We start from the raw sequence: 17,290 nt of genomic DNA, 5'->3' as shown, positions 1-17,290 counted from the left end.
CCGCGTCGAGCGGCAGGCCTCAAGCAGCGAGAGGCCTGCGGGCGGGCTTGCAGGCATGGGGCGCAGCGTGCCGCCTGTCGCTTACTCCGGGGAGCGGAAGCTCAGGCTGTAGTTCACTGCCTTGGGGCCCGGGTCAAGGATGTCCAGGGCGATATGGATCGGTGTCTGGCTGGGCATCTCGCCGCGTCCGGCCAGTTCGCCCGACAGGTACTCGCTGGGCTTGAATCGGCGGCTGGCGATCAGTTGGCCGTTGAGATCGGCAAAGCGTAGCTCGAGCAGGGGGAAGGGCTGGGCGAAGGGCGCGCGGTTGTAGATGATCGCGTCGACGATCAGCGCACCCTTGAAGTCCGGGTGGCTGCGTACCACCAGGTTGCTGCTCTTGACCCGCGAAATGTCCACGCGCGTGGGCACCTCGCAGCCCAGCGTCGAGCATAGCTGCTGGAACCAGGGGCGGTACTGGTCCTGGCGCGCCATTTCGTCGAAGTGGTACCAGACGTACTGGAACGCCAGCAGGCCGGCGGCGAGCAAGGTGAGGAAGCCCCACAGCAGGCGTCTGCCCCAATTCGGCGCGGGTTTTTCCCAGCCCAGTTGCAGCGGGTCGTCGACCACGTCGACCAAGGGCTCCTTGCGCGGGCGTTCGGGTTTGATCGCCAGGCTCGGTTCCAGGCGTGTATCGGGCTCGTCTTCGTCGCGGGCCGACAGGCCTGGCTCCGGCAGAGGCTCGTGCGCAGGTGACGAGTGGCGGGTCGGTTCGCCGCGTTCGGCTGCGAAGGGAGGCGAATGAAGGGCGGGCTCTTCGTCCAGGTCCAGGGCCGTGGTGCCGAGGGTCGGCTCGGTACGTGCGTTGGCATCGGGTTCCAGGTCAAGCGGCTCTTGCTCGACCAGAACAGGCGCCTGCTCTCGCTCCAGGGCCGGCTCGGGACGTTCGTCAGTAGCGGTGCCGAAGGCTTCGACGGCAGGCTCGTCATTGCCCTGCTCGTCGCGGCGGGCCTGCAGCACGCCTTTGGCAGGCGCGCTGCGCCGATCGCCCGGGCTGCGACGCTCGAGACGGGCCAGTTCCTGGTCGAGGTCCAGGGCATCCAGTTGCTCAGCGGTGACGGCCCAGTCCTGCTCGGTCATCGGCGCCCGCTCGGCGGGGGGCGGCGCAGGTGTCTGGGGCGCGCTGGCCGGTTCCGCCACGGAGGTGGCAGGTGCCGGACCCGGCTCGATGGGCTGACCGGCGGCGCGGTTCTGCTCCAGCAACTGCTTCGCTGCGTTGAACACCTGCAGGCAATTGCCGCAGCGCACCACGCCGCGCGCCACGTTCAACTGCTGATGAGTGACGCGAAAGCTGGTCTGGCAATGCGGACACTGGGTGACGAAACTGTCGGTCATGCGGCGATCCGGAGGCTGGGCAGGTGTTGAGTCTAGGCGCGCTTAGCGACGGCGACCACTGATGCGTACCCAGCCGTCGCGCACGACGATCGGGTCCAGGTCGAAGTCGGCGGCATAGGCGGCAGCCACTTCCTCGCCCTGCTCGGCGAGGATGCCCGACAGCGCCAGCAGGCCGCCTGGGCGGACCAGGCCGGACAATTGCGGCGCCAGCGACACCAGCGGGCCGGCGAGGATGTTGGCGACCAGTACGTCGGCCTGCATGGCTGGCATGTGCTCGGGCAGGTACAGGGCGAACAGCTCGTCGGCGATACCGTTGCGCTGGGCATTGTCGCGGGAGGCCTCGAGGGCCTGCACGTCGATGTCGGTACCCACGGCTTCGCGGGCGCCGAGCAACAGCGCGGCGATGGCCAGGATGCCCGAGCCGCAGCCGAAGTCCAGCACCTGGGTGCCTTGCAGCTGTTGGCCGTCGAGCCATTCCAGGCACAGCGCGGTGGTCGGGTGGGTGCCGGTGCCGAAGGCCAGGCCCGGGTCGAGCAGCAGGTTGACCGCGTCCTTTTCCGGCGCCTCGTGCCAGCTCGGCACGATCCACAGGCGCTGGCCGAAGCGCATGGGCTGGAAGTTGTCCATCCAGCTGCGCTCCCAGTCCTGGTCCTCGATCACTTCGGCCTGATGCTCGGGCAGCTCGGTGCCGGTCAGCAACTGCAGGTGGGCGAACACCGCCTCAGGCTCGGCATCGGCCTCGAACAAGGCCAGCAGGTGGGTATGCGACCACAGCGGAGTGGTGTTGAGGTCGGGTTCGAAGATCGGCTGGTCTTCGGCGTCCATGAAAGTCACCGAGACGGCGCCCACTTCCAGCAGGGCGTCTTCGTAGGTTTCGGCTTGGTCTGGACTGATGGCCAGGCGTACTTGCAGCCAGGGCATGGCGGGTACCTTTGGTAAATCGACAGGGGCAGCCCTGGGCTGCGCGAATAGGGCGCCAGTTTACGCGAGTGCGGGGAGTTTGTAGAGCTGAGGGGGCTCGGGTCATATATAGATAGTGCAGATCCGTCCTAGGACACTGTCAGCCTAAAGCCTCATTCACTGAGAGGTAACTGATATGTTTGATGAGCGGAGCAAGCAACTGCCGGAACCCTGGAGTGCGATCTTCACCGAGCGGCTGGCTGCACAGTCGCCGCTGTTGGCGGTCATCAGGGAACAGATCGCTGTCGAGTTCGGCATGTTGATATTCGAGGCAGAGTTGACAGAGCAACTGCGGGATGAGTTGTTGGTCGCCGTGTTGGACCGTGCCGCTGCGTACTTTGCCAGTGCCCAGGCGCAGCACGACGAACCTTGGCGCGAGCGGGTGCCGCAAGCCCAGCATGAACGTGTGGAGTTGCTGATCGAAAGCGTCGGCGTGCGTCTGCCGAGTGCCTACGATGACTATCTGCAACGGCACTGGATGACTCGTCTGCCTGAAATGGAGGGCAAGACGAACTATGTCGCGTGGCTTGAGACGCGACTGTCCTGGCATGTAAGTGCGTTGCAGGCTTTGTTGGAGCAGAGCCATGACGGGAACACCCTGGGTCAGGCACTGGCAGACTTCCAGCATGACTGGGGTGAACAGGCGCTCGTTCCGCAGAAGGGAGCGGTCGACGTCGGGGCGTAATAGTGAGGTGTTCGGGGGGCAACCGCACTACAACTGGCAGAAGTATCTAACTACCACCGTTGTTACAGCGCAAAAGCTGATCGTTGATGACTTCACCAGCCAGAGATATTGTCATGAGCGATCAACTTTCACCCGATGCATCGGCTGACGACACGCAGGCATCATCCAACCTGTCCCTCGAGCGGATAACGGTCTGGGCCGATCTGTTTCAGCAACGTCTGGGCCAGCAGTCGACGTTATTCCAGGTGGCGGAGCAGAACCTGCTGGTCGAGCTGAGAACTCATTACAGCGAGAACATCGATCCTCGGTTGCCCCGTGACTTGATCGATGCAGCCCTACAGCATCGAATCGAGCAGGTGCCGCTGGCCTTCGATGAAGCGCTGCATGCGCCTTATCGTCCGGACGGGTTTGCCGTTCGGGCGATACCATCGCAGCGCCGCGATGTCATGGTTCAGCTTGTGGAAGGCACCAGCTCCCGGCTCATCGAGCAGTACCAGGACTACCTCACCCGGTATTGGCAGGCAGCACCCCCTGCACTTGTCGAGCGCCAGACCTACCTTGACCGTGTCAGGTCCTTGGTCGATGGGCATTGCGCCAAGCTCAAGGCATTGCTCGAACCAGCAGCGATTGAGGGGGCGTCGGTCGATGAACTACGTGCACGGCTGGCCGAATGCGAAGAAGCCTGGCACGGCCAACTGGCATTGATCGCTTTGGCCAGCGGCCCCGATCGTCAATGGATGAAGGCTTTGCTGAGCGCGCAACTGCCCCATTGGTACAAGTTGCTGGATGAGCAGCGGCGTGCACAGCTGAAAGAGGCATTGCTGGACTGGCAGGATGCCGAGGATCAATTGAGCCGTGTGTTGGGCGATGTGCAATCGTTGCGTCATCACGCCAATCGCTGTGCCCAGGATTATCTGGATGATCGATTGGAGGCCCCCTGTTTCGCCAATCGTATTACCCTCAAGCGGCTGCGCCTGAATGCGCCACCCGAAGAGCGCGAGTCGCTGTCCCTGGTCGATATGGTTGTCGAGGGGGCCCAGGCGATCGAGCAGCAATACCAACTGAGCGACATTGCCGATACCTCCTTGCTGTCATCGCCGCCGTCTTCCCTGGTTATCCAGCAACTGCTGGCCAGTGTCGATGCACCTGCCACCTATCTGAAGGCGCTGGTCGATCGTCATGCTGCGCCTGAAGTCGCGCTCGCGATGTTCGATGTTTACCACACTTCCCTGGCATACAGCGCGCAGCGGGCTATTCATGCGGGGCATCTGAGCGTCTCGCATCATGGGTCGCTTGCGAGACTGTGGACGGATGGAGACGCGGACCTTGAGGTCCGCACTGTCGAACTGTTCGACGGCATGGCATGCAGTGATCTGTTGGTGTTCTCCCCCAGTAGCAAGGATGACCTGTTCCTTTACGCCCCGGGTAAGCCGGATGGGCAGGAGTGGGTCGAGCTCCGTTCGTTGCGGGCGCTGAGTGCAGAGGTGGGGGGCTGGATGAAGGATGCGGTCGGGCAGGGCTATCTGCTTGCCCAGTTGCCCGTGCCCATGCGCGACCGTGCGCAGGCGCGGATGGCCGCGATCCAGGCATTGCCTGGCGAATGGGACCTGGCACGGGATATCCGGGGGGCGCTCAGGAGCTACAGGACCTGCGTGGAGTCTAGTGTGCAGGCGCGTTTGCAGCGTCGTCAGGACGAGGTGGCGCGCAAAGAGTCGCCCCGTTGGTACAGTCAGCTGGCAATTGAGGAGCGGCAGGTGATCAACTTGACCCGCGATGTAGCCCGGGTCGCCGAAGCGGCCTTTGTCAATGCGCTGAAATCCTATGAAAGCTTTCCAGAATTCGCCAGCCGCACGATCGGCGTGGCCATCAAGCCTTACCTCTCGAGCAAAGGGGTACTAGGGTCAGTAGCACCTGAATCGATCGTCATTGACCTGGGCGCGGGCGCGAGCGGTGAGGCGGATCGGTCGATCAATCTGATCGACCTGGTCTGCTATGGCTATGACGACAACTCCAGTATCGATCACCCGAGCAAGGGGGTGCGTTCGTTGGCAGGGGATGACCTGTCTGCGTTGCGCAGTGCCGAACTAGCCTCTTATGCACGCCGCGCTTATGTAGGTGAAAAATACATCGCGCATGTGCGTCGGACATTTCTTGATGCTGGCTCTTCAAGCTATGCGCACTACCAGCAGCTGTTCAGCACAGCGCTGGTGATGGGGATGGACCGTGACCTGCGGGTCGCTCATGGCCAAGGGCAGATAGATGGCGCTGTCTACAAGGCGCTGACCGGTCTGGTCAGCGCCTTGGGGGCAACGTTGAGGCAACAGAATGTTCGCGACACTTCGGAGCAGGTGGCTGCTTATGATGGCATCTTCCGTCTGACCATCGCTGATCATCCGATTCTGGGTGGATACGTCTTTCGCTACCTCGACGAGGGCAAGGCCCATGACTGGCTCTACTCGCCCGGAGCGCCGGACGGTCTATTGTTCAGTCGCTACAGCGCGCTTGGCTCGGCAAGCGAGGGGCCTTCGCACGATTATCTGCTCCAGCGTGCGCCGCATATCGGCAGGCGTAACGTGAAGAAGCGTCTGCAGGCCTTGGCCACGCGGCAGGCCAATCGCGATGCGCTGCGTCGTTTCAACCAGGTACTCACGATCGCTGGCGAGTATGACGCCTACATCGAGCATGCCTTGAAGGATGTCGACGATGCGACGAACAGTCGTGGCGAGGTGATTCGCGCGCAGATCTTCAAGGGGTTGTTGTTCGCCTCCCTGCCGTTGTCGCTGGTCAGCCCTCCATTTGCCGTAGTGCTGGGGGGGTATTTCGTCCTGGCCCCGTTGCACGCGGCAGTCATTGCTCATGTTAAGGGGGATACTTCTCTGGCGTTACGGCATTGGCTGCAGGCATCCTGGGGGTTGTTGGGCCTGATGACGGTGCTGCCCGGCATGTCGTTCAAGGCGATGGGCGCGTTGATGAGCGACGCCAGGCGAGTGGCAGCCATCAAGCACATGCCACTCGAAGGGACTTTACGTGCACCGTCGATGCGCTTCGACAGGCGCTGGGCAATCCAGCATAGGCCTGGGCAACTGCAGAAGGTGACCGAGCCAGGTATCTGGCAGGGGACCTATCGCAGTGGTGAGGCAAGCGAAGCCCTTGGAATCGAGCACTTCGTGCTCAACCGTGGCCGCTACTTCAAGGTCGTCAAGGACGTTGAGCGAGATACGCTGCGGGTGGTCAAGGCCAATCGGCTGGGCAGCTTTCACCAGGAGGCCATCGTCCGCAGTGCCGATGGTCGCTGGGTGGCCAACAGCACAGGATTGCGCGGTGGCAATCCCGTGGAGGACGTGGGGCGGGTCAGTGCCCTGCGATCGATCGGCCTCGGCGAGCATCCGAATGAGGTGCGCGGCGCGCTCCAGGGCGAAGCGGTCGTCGGGCGATTTGTCGCGGATGCACCTGACAACTACCTGTTCACGCTCAACGCGCAGACCTGTGTGGCGGTGTCGTTGTACTGCCCGGTGACCAGGGCGGGGGCGGTCATTCATTTCGACCACAACATCCAGGCACTCATCGAACGTGCCGTTCGAGATATCCTGCCACGCATCCGCAGGGCCCGCGGGGACGAAGTTCGCGCGGTCATGGCGGGGGGCGACTGGTTGGGCGGAGCGAACATCGGCGAGCCGATCAGGTCGGTGCTGAGGCGCCAGGGGGTCAGCGCGCAGTGGGACCATTGGTCGTATTCATCGTGCTTCGGCAACACTTATGGCATGACGCTGGATTTGAATACGGGCGTGACGCGTGTCTACACCACCTCCACTGATCTGGTGCAGCGTTTGTACGATCCGATTTTGCGCGGTGCCCGGGCAGGTGCCGCAGGCATGCCTGGCAGGGCGCATCAGTTCATGCGGCGGGCCAGGGCCGAGCCGCTGTTCCAGGCAAGTAGTGGCAGAGTGATCAACAGTGCAGGGCGCTCGTTCAGACCCGCCGAGTATGAGCACAACGCCATTGTGATCAACTTGATGAGCTGAGGCTGGGCCTGTCGCAGGCCCAAATAAAGAACCCCGGCACTGGGCCGGGGTTCTGTCATCACGCTAACGCGATCACTCCTGGTTGGCCAGTTTGTGCTCGAGGTAGTGGATGTTGACGCCGCCTTTGCAGAAACCTTCATCACGCACCAGGTCGCGGTGCAGCGGGATGTTGGTCTTGATGCCGTCGACGACGATCTCGTCCAGGGCATTGCGCATGCGCGCCATGGCTTCGTCGCGGTCCTTGCCGTAGGTGATCAGCTTGCCGATCAGCGAGTCGTAGTTCGGCGGAACCGAATAACCGCTGTACAGGTGCGAATCGACGCGTACGCCATTGCCGCCCGGGGCGTGGAAGTGCTTGACCTTGCCTGGGCTCGGGATGAACTTCTTCGGGTCTTCGGCGTTGATCCGGCACTCCAGCGAGTGACCACGGATCACCACGTCTTCCTGGCGGAACGACAGCTTGTTGCCAGCGGCGATGCTGAGCATCTCCTTGACGATGTCGATGCCAGTGACCATCTCCGAGACCGGGTGCTCGACCTGGACGCGGGTGTTCATCTCGATGAAGTAGAAGCGGCCGTTCTCGTACAGGAACTCGAAGGTACCGGCACCGCGGTAGCCGATCTCGATGCACGCATCGACGCAACGCTTGAAGACTTCCTGGCGGGCCTTCTCGTCGATGCCCGGGGCAGGGGCTTCTTCCAGCACCTTCTGGTGACGACGCTGCAGCGAGCAGTCGCGGTCGCCCAGGTGGATGGCGTTACCCTGTCCGTCGGACAGCACCTGGACTTCCACGTGGCGCGGGTTGGTCAGGAACTTCTCGAGGTAGACCATCGGGTTGCCGAAGGCGGCACCGGCTTCGGTGCGGGTCAGCTTGGCCGAGGCGATCAGGTCCTCTTCCTTGTGCACCACGCGCATGCCGCGACCACCACCGCCACCGGCGGCCTTGATGATCACTGGGTAGCCAACCTCGCGGGCGATGGCCAGCGCGGTCTCTTCGTCTTCCGGCAGCGGGCCGTCGGAGCCCGGTACGGTCGGTACGCCCGACTTGATCATCGCGTCCTTGGCCGAGACCTTGTCGCCCATCAGGCGAATGGTGTCGGCTTTCGGGCCGATGAAGGCGAAGCCGGATTTTTCCACCTGCTCGGCGAAGTCGGCGTTTTCCGCGAGGAAACCGTAGCCTGGATGGATGGCGGTGGCGCCAGTCACTTCGGCAGCGGCGATGATCGCTGGAATGTGCAGGTAGGAATCCTTGGACGATGCAGGGCCGATGCAGACCGACTCGTCTGCCAGGCCCAGGTGCATCAGTTCACGGTCGGCCGTGGAGTGCACGGCGACGGTCTTGATGCCCAGCTCTTTGCAGGCACGCAGGATCCGCAGGGCAATTTCCCCGCGGTTGGCGATCAGAACTTTTTCGAGCTTCCCAGACATCGTTGGCTCTCCGCGGTTCAAACGATGGTGAACAGCGGCTGGTCGAACTCAACCGGCTGGCCGTCTTCCACCAGGATGGCGTCGATCACACCGCCGATGTCGGCTTCGATGTGGTTCATCATCTTCATGGCTTCGACGATGCACAGGGTGTCGCCTTTCTTCACGGCCTGGCCGACTTCAGCGAAGTTCGGCGAGGTCGGCGACGGCTTGCGGTAGAAGGTACCGACCATCGGCGAGCGGATCACGGTGCCTTTCAGGGCAGGGGCAGCGGCTTCGGCGGCCGGGGCTGCGGCAGCAACCGGTGCGGCAGCGGCGACCGGTGCGGCGACTGGTGCCGGTGCGGCGAAGTACTGGGCGCCGGCCGGGGTCTTGCTGTGACGGCTGATGCGAACGGACTCTTCGCCTTCCTTGATCTCCAGTTCGTCGATGCCAGACTCTTCCAGCAGTTCGATCAGCTTCTTGACTTTACGGATATCCATTAATCATCAACTCCCAGGTTCGGTCGGGGACGTAATTTGAAAACGTATCGAAAACGTTTCTCTCGAGCCTCGGCCCCTTGGGCCAAGACCTTGTGTCATCAGGGCTGTGCGTTGGCAGCCAAGTGCTCCAGCGCGGACTCCAGGGCCAGCCGGTAACCGGTGGCGCCCAGGCCGCAGATCACCCCTACGGCGACATCGGAAAAGTAGGAGTGATGACGGAACGGTTCACGCTTGTGCACGTTGGACAGGTGCACTTCGATGAATGGGATGCTCACCGCGAGCAATGCGTCACGTAATGCGACGCTGGTGTGGGTGAAAGCGGCCGGATTGATCAGGATGAAGTCCACGCCTTCGTTGCGTGCGGCATGGATCCGGTCGATCAATTCGTATTCGGCATTGCTCTGCAGGTATTGCAGGTGGTGGCCGGCGGCGCGGGCGCGTTGCTCCAGGTCCTGATTGATCTGCGCTAGGGTGGCCGCGCCGTAGTGGCCCGGTTCGCGGGTGCCGAGCAGGTTCAGGTTGGGGCCGTGCAGCACCAGTAGGGTTGCCATCTGCGATTCCTTGGTTTTGTAGGGCAATTCGACATAGCGCGGCGACTATGCCGGAACAGGCGCCGGGTGTCCAGTTCCCGGCAATAGCCAGCACGATGACCGAGATTCGCGCAAAGTATGTGACCAGATGATTAACTCTGGTCACGTGCTCGCCGTTTTTTCACAGGTCGCGGGAAGTTATAGACCGAGTTGGCCACGCACGCGCGCGAGAACCGCGGCAAAATCGCCGGCGTTTATCTCGCCAATCACCCGGTCGGTGGCCATTTCGCTGCCGTTCGCCGCAAAGAACATCAGCGCGGGTGGGCCGAACAGCCGGTAGCGGTCGAGCAGGGCGCGCTGCTCGGGGTTGCTCTCGGTGATGTCGAAACGCAGCAGGCGGAACGTGCCCAGTTGTGGGCGAACCTGCGCGGCGCCCAGCACTTCGTGCTCGATCACCTTGCAGCTGATGCACCAGTCGGCGTACCAGTCCAGCAGCACCGGCTGGCCGGCGGCCTTGGCCTCGGCCAGGGCGGCGTCGAGTTGCGCCGGTGTGGTCAGCGTCTGCCAGGTGGCGCTGTTGCCAACGGCCGGCGCGCCATTGTTCGAGGTGCTTGGCTGTGGCAGCGGTCGCAGCGGATCGCCCTGGCCATTGAGGGCGCCATAGCCGCAGGCCAGGGCGTAGAACAGCAGGGCCAGGCCGAGCAGTTGCGCCAGGCGCTGGCGCGGAGTCTTGACCACGAACTCCAGGGCGCCGAGGAACAGCGCCACGCCGGCGGCCAGCAGGCCGATCAGTAGCAAGGTCACCGGGCCCGGCAGCACGCGGCTGAGCAAGCCGATGGCCAGGCCCAGCAGCAGCACGCCGATGGCGTTCTTCACAGTGTTCATCCATGGACCGCTCTTGGGCAGCCAGGCTGCGCCGCCGGTGGCCACCAGCAGCAGCGGGGCGCCCATGCCCAGGCCCAGGGCGAACAGCTTCAATGCGCCGCCGAGGGCGTCGCCGCTGGCGCTGATGTACAGCAGCGCTCCTGCCAGGGGCGCCGACACGCAGGGCGAGACCAGCAGGCTGGAGAGCACGCCGAGCACCGCCGCACCCAGCAGCGAACCGCCATGGGTACGGTTGGCGACGTTGTTAAGGCGGTTGTTCAGCGCCTGTGGCAGGCGAATTTCGAACAGGCCGAACATGGCCAGGGCAAACAACACGAAGAACGCGGCGAAGGGCACCAGCACCCAGGCCGACTGCAGGCGTGCCTGCAGGTTCAGGCCGGCGCCGAACAGGCCCATCAGCGCGCCCAGCACGGCGAAGCTGGCGGCCATCGGCAGCACGTAGGCCAGCGATAGCGAAAGCCCGCGCAGGCCGCCGACCTGGCCGCGCAGGACCACGCCGGAGAGGATCGGCAGCATCGGCAGCACGCAGGGCGTGAAGGTCAGGCCGACGCCGGCGAGGAAGAACAGCAGCAAGGATTTCCAGGTCCATCCTGGCTCGCTGGCCGTGGCCGCGGCGACCTGGGCGGCCCCCTGGCCCTCGATGCTCAAGCGCTCGGTTTCCGGTGGGTAGCACAAGCCCTTGTCGGCGCAGCCCTGGTAGCCCACCAGCAAGGTGAAGGCACGTGGGTCGCTGCGCGGCAGTTCGATGTCGACCACGCCGTGATAGACCTCGACATCGCCGAAGAACTCGTCGTGCTTGGGCTCGCCCTGGGGAATCTGCGGGGTGCCCAGGGCGATGTCGGCCGGTTCGCTGTGGAACTGGAAACGATGACGGTACAGGTAGTAGCCATCGCTAGCGACCAGGCGCAACTTGATGGTCTGGGCGTCAGCCTTGACCAGGCTGAGCTTGAATGCTTCGTGTACCGGCAGGAAGTCGGCGCCGCTGGACAACGAAGCGGCGCCAAGGGTGGCGCTGGGGCGGCTGTCGAGCAGGCCCGAGGCGAAGACGGGGTTGGCCAGCAGCAGGATCAACAGGAAAAACAGGCGGCGCATGGCGGACTCGCGAGGTGGAACGTGGTGGCCATGATAGCGGGTTTGGCAAGGCCATGGGCCATCGCGGGACATGCCTGCTCCCATGGGATTGGCTTGGGGAGCGGCTTGCCCTGCGCTGGGTTCACAGGCGGAACGCGCGCACCGCGGTATTCAGCTCGGCGCCGAGGGTGAGCAACTGCTCGCCCTGTTCACGCCCTTCACCGATGCGCTGCAGGTTGTCCTCGCCCAGCGTGTGGATGCGTTCACTGTGGTCACGGATCTCGCTCACCGCCCCCGTCTGCTGCGCGGTGACGTCGGCGATGCGCACGGCGGTCTCGGCAATGGTGCCGATGGCGCTGACGATCTGGTCCAGCGCGCCATCGGCGGATTGCGCCTGGTTGGCGGTGGCTTCGGCATGCTCTAGCTGGGCGCGCATGCCTTCCACCGAGTCGCGCGCCGCCTGCTGCAGGCGGTCGATCAGGGCCTGGATCTCGCCAGTGGCGCCGGTGGTGCGCTGGGCCAGCGAGCGCACCTCGTCGGCTACCACGGCGAAGCCGCGGCCCATCTCACCGGCCCGGGCTGCCTCGATGGCGGCATTGAGGGCCAGCAGGTTGGTCTGCTCGGCGATGGCGCGGATTACCGTGAGCACGCCACCGATGGTCGCCGACTCTTCGGCCAGTTGCTCGATCATCCGTGCGTTGCCCTGCACTTCATCGACCAGCGAGCGCAGCCCGGACAGGCTCTGGCCGATCACCGCCTGGCCGTGCTCGACAGCGCGGCCGGCATCACGGCTGGCATGTGCCGCCGCGCTGGCGTCGCCTGCGACCTGCTGGATGGTGGCTTCCAGCTCGCCCAGGGCATCGCGGATCTGCGCGGTGTCGCCGGCCTGGCGTTCGGCACCGTCATGCAAGGCGCTGCTCATGCCAGCCAGGGCGTGGCTGCTGCCGGCGACCTGCTCGGCGTTGTGGCGGATGGTGCCGACCAGCTCCACCAGGTAGTGGCGCAGGCGGTTGAGCGACTCCTGGATATCGTGCAGTTCGCGGTTGGTCCTGCCCAGGGCGATGGCCTGGGCAAAGTCACCTTCGGCCCAGCGCGACAGGGCCGGGGCCAGGCCGGTGAGGGTGCGCGCCAGGCGCCGCTGCAAGGTATCGATGAGCAGGGCGATCAGCAGAATCAGGCCGATCATCAGGCCCTGGATCAGGCGCACCTCGCCGGCGATCTTCGCGTGCTGGGCGCGCACTTGCGGTTCGAGGGCGGCGATTGCCTGCTGCACGGCTTCCATTCGCTCGCTGGTACTGGCGGCCAGGGCGGCGCGCCGCTCGATCTGCTCCCGCGTGCGTTGCAGTTCGGCCGGGTAGCGGCTGATCAGGCTCTGCAGCTCACGCTTGAGGCCGATGGCGATGTCTTGCTGTTCGCCGCTGCCCTGGGACGCCAGGCCCATCAGCGCGGCGAAGTCATCGGCGCTGGACTCGGCGGCGCGGGTCACCCCGAGCAAGGGCAGGCCATCGATCAGCCGGGCCTGGGCGGCGACCTGCTGCAGCTCGCGATCCACCTCGTCGGCCAACTCGGCGCGCCCGCTGCTGACCAGCTTGTCGCGGGCCAGCGACAGGCGCGCCAGGTGCAGGGTCGCCTCCAGCAGTGGCGAGAGGTAGCGGCCGGCGTCGGGGTTGCCGCTGTCGCGGGCGTAGCTGCCCAGTTGTTCGAGGTTCGCGCCCAGTTCACGCTCGGCTTGCAGCAGCAGGGCCTGCGGATCGCCAGCGAGCTTGCCGGCGGCGAGCAACTCATTGGCGGTGAAGGCCTGCAGGCTGTCGAGGCTCGGGCGCAGTTTGTCGGCCAGCTCTCCAGGCCAGTCGGCCAGGGCTGCCTGCAACTGGCTGTTGGCTTCCACGGCGGCGGCATGGCGCACGGCGTCGCCGTTGCCCAGGTAGGCCTGGATGTTGCGCGCGGCGTCATTCTGGAACTGCTGCGACAGGCCGAGGTAGCGTTCCATCAGCAGATAGGGGCGCTCCAGCGCACGTTGCGACCACCACAGGGTCGCGGCCAGGGCGATACACACGGTCACCAGCAACAGGGTGTTGAAATTGGTCAGCCACTTCAGGCGCATAGCCGCGAACTTCCAGCGCAGGGGGGAGGTAGGTGCCTGAAGTTATTGCGGATTTATGACGAGGTGATGACGACGGAGGGCTGGCGTCATAAAAAAGTGGCACAGTGCCGGTATTGCCCCAAGGGCATTGCGGGGCCGCCTGTCTCCAGCATTTCACGGCTCGACCCGCACCACGCAATTGCGCCCGGCGTGCTTGGCCCGGTACAGCGCCTCGTCCGCCGCGCTGGCCATGGTCAGTGCATCGAGGTCGTCATCCAGTTGCACCACCCCGGCGCTGAAAGTGCACAGCAGATCGTGCGGCTGGGCCGGGTAGTGGATCTCGGCGAAGCGCCGGCGGATTTCGTCGAGCACCCTGTACGCCGCCTCCAGCCCGGTGTTGGGCATGACGATGGCGAACTCCTCGCCGCCGTAGCGGCCGATGAAGTCGGTCTTGCGCAGGCGCTGCTTGAGAAACAGCGCCAGGCTCTTGATCACCCGGTCGCCCATGGGGTGGCCGTGACGGTCGTTGATCTTCTTGAAATGGTCGATGTCGAGCATGGCGAAGCTCAGCGGCTGTTCCTCGCGGCGGGCGCGGAAGCTGCAGTCTTCGAGCAGTTGCAGGATATGGGTGTGGTTGTACAGCCCGGTGAGGCTGTCGCGGACCATCCGCGCCTTGAGGTGGCGGGCGCGGGCCGCGCGATTGCGCACGGTGGTCACCAGGTGCCGGGAGCGGATCGGCTTGGTGAGGAAGTCGTCGCCGCCTTCGCTCATGGCATCGAGTTGCTTGTCCAGGTCGTCCTCGGCCGACAGGTAGATGATCGGCACGCTGACATAGCGATCATTGTGGCGGATCACCTTGGCCAGCTCGGGGCCTGTGCACTCGGGCATGTACAGGTCGAGGATGATCAGGTCGGGCTGGAAGTCGGCCAGCTCGCTCATGGTGCGGATCGGTTCGGTGAGGGTGCGGGTGATGATCCCGGCGTTGTTCAGCAGGCGCTCGGTGTGCAGGGCCTGGGCCCGCGAGTCGTCGATCACCAGCACGCGGAACGGGTCGTACTGGGTGGCGCTGGTCAGCAGCTCGACCTTCTCCAGCAGGCTGGAGGCCTCCAGGGTACCGGTGAGGAACTCCTGGCCACCGGCGCGTACTGCGGCCAGGCGGGTCGGGGTGTCGGTTTCGTGCAGGCTGAAGAACAGCAACGGGATGTGCTGCTCCAGACCCTGCTGGGCCTGCGCGGCCAGGTCCAGGCCGGCACCGGGGCCGCTGAAATCGACATCCATCACGATCGCCGACGGCAGGCGTTCGCTCATCGACGCCTTGAAGGCGCTGACGCTGTCCAGCGCCTGCACGCCGAGGCCGAAGAACTCCAGCTGCTGGGCCAGGCGCTCGGCACGCTCATGGTCCTGCAGGGCGATGTACACCGGTTTGCGCAGGGGCGGCAGCGGCACGTTGTCGAGCTGGTCGCCCTTGCGCAAGCCGGTGCGTGACAGGCGTTGCATCAGGCGGTTGAGCTCGCCGATCAGTTCGGAGTTCAGGCGTGCGCTGTTGGCCTGGATGGCATGCAGGGTCTGGCCGATGGCCAGCGATAGGTGACCGTGTTCGGGTTGCTCGAAGCGTTCGGCATAGCGCTGCAGGCGCAGGTTGGCCTCGCCCAGTTCCCCCAGGTCGGCGCTTGACCATTCGCCGCGCTGCAGGCGCTGCCAGATCTCGAGGATCTGCCGGGCCTGGTGGATGACGCGCTGGGCGAAATGCTGCTTGAGGCGCTCGTGGCTCGGCTCGGCTGGCTGGGTCATGTCCTGACTACTTATAGGGGGTGGGGTGCAGGTTCAATGATGGCTCTATGCTAGCACTGCTTTTCCGGTGCGCGAGTGTCCGGGGTCAACAAAGTGTCGGAGGGACGATTATTCAGTTGCTGACCCCTTGGTCGCTTATACGAATGGCGGCGTCTGCTTTATAGTGCAGGCACACGGGCTTGTCGTGGCACGCTGGCTACGCACTGTGGTCCAAGCCCCGAACTGTCGAGACTGATTAAGGACACTGCCATGCTGGATTGGAAAAACCGCGAGGCCAAGAGCGAGCCCCGTGAGCGGGTCGAATCCCGCGGCTCCGCTACCCGTAGCTACCTTGGCGGCTTGTGGAGCCGTGCTCTCGGGACCCTGATCGGGTTGTACCTGCTGGTGTGCATCGGCCTGGGCTGGTACTGGAGCCAGGAACCGGCCTTGTTCCCGGTACAGCAGAATGCCCAGGCCGCCGCCGAGCGCAACGGGCAGAAGATGGTGGTTGGCTACACCACTGTCGAAACCCTCAAGACCGTGGCTGGCACCTTGCTCAACAAGCCTGGCGGCTACATCTCCAACGACCGCTTCCCGCCGGGCCTGTGGCTGGACAACATGCCGAGCTGGGAATATGGCGTGCTGGTCCAGGTCCGCGACCTGTCCCGTGCCCTGCGCAAGGACTTCGCCCGCTCCCAGTCGCAGTCCACCGAGGATGCCGACCTGGCCAAGGCCGAGCCACGCTTCAACTTCGACAACAAGAGCTGGATCCTGCCGTCGAGCGAGTCGGAGTTCGAGGAAGGCATCAAATCGCTGTCGCGCTACCAGGCCCGCCTGGCGGCTGGCGACCAGGGCGCGATCTTCTACACCCGCGCCGACAACCTGAACAACTGGCTGGGTGACGTGGCCACTCGCCTGGGCTCGCTGTCCCAGCGCCTGTCGGCCAGTGTCGGCCGGGTCAAGCTCAACAGCGACCTGAAGACCGAGAGCGTGGCGGCCGGCCAGGCGCCGCAGGTCGACGAGGAAATCGTCGAGACGCCATGGCTGCAGATCGACAACGTGTTCTACGAGGCCCGTGGCCAGGCCTGGGCGCTGTCGCACCTGCTGCGCGCCATCGAGGTGGACTTCGCCGACGTGCTGGCGAAGAAGAACGCCACCGTCAGCGTGCGTCAGATCATCCGCGAGCTGGAAGCCTCGCAGGAGCCGCTGTGGAGCCCGATGGTGCTCAACGGCAGTGGCTTCGGCATGTGGGCCAACCACTCGCTGGTCATGGCCAACTACATCTCCCGGGCCAACGCCGCGGTCATCGACCTGCGCCAGCTGCTGTCCCAGGGCTGACATGGCCATCAGTCCTGCCGAGGTCGCGCATCGCGCGGCCTCCGACGCCGAACTGGTCGCCTGGGTCGATGATCATGACCAGTTGCTAGGCGCCTTGCCCCGGGCTGAACTGCGTGAGCGTGGCCTGATCGGGCGTTGCACGTTCATCCTGTTGTTCAACAGTGCGGGTGAGTTGTGCGTGCACCGGCGCACGCTGAGCAAGGCGCTGTATCCCGGGTACTGGGACGTGGCGGCGGGCGGCATGGTGGCGCTTGAGGAAAGCTATGCCGACTCGGCGGCCCGGGAGCTTGCCGAAGAGCTTGGGGTCGCGGGCGTCGCGTTGCGCTTTCACGAGAAGTTCTACTTCGAGCAGCCGGGCAACCGCCTGTGGTGCGCGGTGTTCTCGGCACTCTGGGACGGGCCGTTGCGCCTGCAGCCCGAGGAGGTCAGCGAGGCGCGCTTCATCAGCGTCGCGCAGGCCGAGAGCGAGAGCGTGAAGCAGCCGTATTGCCCGGATTCGCTGGTGGCATTGCAGCGCTACAAGGCCAGCCAGAGCTAGCCGCCCGCTCCTGTGCAATAAAGGCAATGGCCTGGGCGCGGGCCTGTCCCGCGACGAGGTCGCAAAACTTTCGCAAAATGGCGCAATCCAGTACTTAGCAAGGCCCGGATTTATCGTTACACTGCGC

12 protein-coding genes are annotated in these 17,290 nt (G+C 64.6%); 4 read left to right on the top strand and 8 right to left on the bottom strand.

Annotation, left to right across the window (positions count from 1 at the left end):
• Positions 1–81: 81 nt before the first annotated feature.
• Both F3J43_RS12940 and prmA read right to left on the bottom strand, forming a co-directional pair.
• Complete coding sequence (locus tag F3J43_RS12940; RefSeq protein WP_166886648.1) at positions 82–1,374, bottom strand: DUF3426 domain-containing protein; 1,293 nt, start codon at positions 1,372–1,374, stop codon at positions 82–84.
• Between the two features lie 42 nt (positions 1,375–1,416).
• A complete protein-coding gene (gene prmA, locus F3J43_RS12935) occupies positions 1,417–2,295 on the bottom strand; it encodes a 50S ribosomal protein L11 methyltransferase (protein WP_166886646.1) in 879 nt (292 codons plus the stop codon).
• Positions 2,296–2,470: 175 nt separating this feature from the next.
• On the opposite strand from prmA, the gene F3J43_RS12930 reads away from it, so the two are divergent.
• Positions 2,471–3,019 carry a hypothetical protein gene (locus F3J43_RS12930; protein WP_166886643.1) on the top strand — a complete coding sequence of 183 codons (549 nt, stop codon included), beginning with the start codon at positions 2,471–2,473 and terminating at the stop codon, positions 3,017–3,019.
• A 113-nt stretch (positions 3,020–3,132) separates the two neighbouring features.
• Entirely contained in the window at positions 3,133–7,041 is a 3,909-nt protein-coding gene (locus F3J43_RS12925; protein WP_166886640.1) for a type III effector 1, read from the top strand.
• Positions 7,042–7,113: 72 nt separating this feature from the next.
• On the opposite strand, the gene accC is transcribed toward F3J43_RS12925, so the two are convergent.
• The 6 genes from accC to F3J43_RS12895 all read right to left on the bottom strand — a co-directional run bounded on the left by accC (position 7,114) and on the right by F3J43_RS12895 (position 15,308).
• Entirely contained in the window at positions 7,114–8,469 is a 1,356-nt protein-coding gene (accC, locus tag F3J43_RS12920; RefSeq protein WP_134692520.1) for an acetyl-CoA carboxylase biotin carboxylase subunit, read from the bottom strand.
• 17 nt (positions 8,470–8,486) lie between these two features.
• The gene (gene accB / locus F3J43_RS12915; protein ID WP_166886638.1) at positions 8,487–8,948 is read right to left on the bottom strand and encodes an acetyl-CoA carboxylase biotin carboxyl carrier protein; all 462 of its coding nucleotides are present in this window, start codon (positions 8,946–8,948) and stop codon (positions 8,487–8,489) included.
• Positions 8,949–9,046: 98 nt separating this feature from the next.
• Complete coding sequence (aroQ, locus tag F3J43_RS12910) at positions 9,047–9,499, bottom strand: type II 3-dehydroquinate dehydratase (RefSeq protein WP_011535870.1); 453 nt, start codon at positions 9,497–9,499, stop codon at positions 9,047–9,049.
• A gap of 177 nt (positions 9,500–9,676) precedes the next feature.
• Positions 9,677–11,455 carry a protein-disulfide reductase DsbD gene (locus F3J43_RS12905; protein WP_166886635.1) on the bottom strand — a complete coding sequence of 593 codons (1,779 nt, stop codon included), beginning with the start codon at positions 11,453–11,455 and terminating at the stop codon, positions 9,677–9,679.
• A 121-nt stretch (positions 11,456–11,576) separates the two neighbouring features.
• Positions 11,577–13,538 (bottom strand): methyl-accepting chemotaxis protein, encoded by a 1,962-nt coding sequence (locus tag F3J43_RS12900; protein WP_166886632.1) that lies wholly within the window; start codon positions 13,536–13,538, stop codon positions 11,577–11,579.
• Positions 13,539–13,691: 153 nt separating this feature from the next.
• Complete coding sequence (locus F3J43_RS12895) at positions 13,692–15,308, bottom strand: response regulator (protein ID WP_166886629.1); 1,617 nt, start codon at positions 15,306–15,308, stop codon at positions 13,692–13,694.
• Between the two features lie 249 nt (positions 15,309–15,557).
• Here F3J43_RS12895 and F3J43_RS12890 point away from each other — a divergent pair, with 249 nt between their 5' ends.
• Entirely contained in the window at positions 15,558–16,625 is a 1,068-nt protein-coding gene (locus tag F3J43_RS12890) for a DUF2333 family protein (protein WP_166886626.1), read from the top strand.
• Between the two features lies 1 nt (position 16,626).
• A complete protein-coding gene (locus F3J43_RS12885; protein WP_166886624.1) occupies positions 16,627–17,163 on the top strand; it encodes an NUDIX hydrolase in 537 nt (178 codons plus the stop codon).
• The last annotated feature ends 127 nt before the right edge of the window (positions 17,164–17,290 follow it).

Origin of the sequence: Pantoea sp. Cy-639 (genome assembly GCF_011752525.1) — a bacterium.
GTDB lineage: Bacteria > Pseudomonadota > Gammaproteobacteria > Pseudomonadales > Pseudomonadaceae > Aquipseudomonas.
This window is presented reverse-complemented; position numbering and strand designations above follow the sequence as displayed.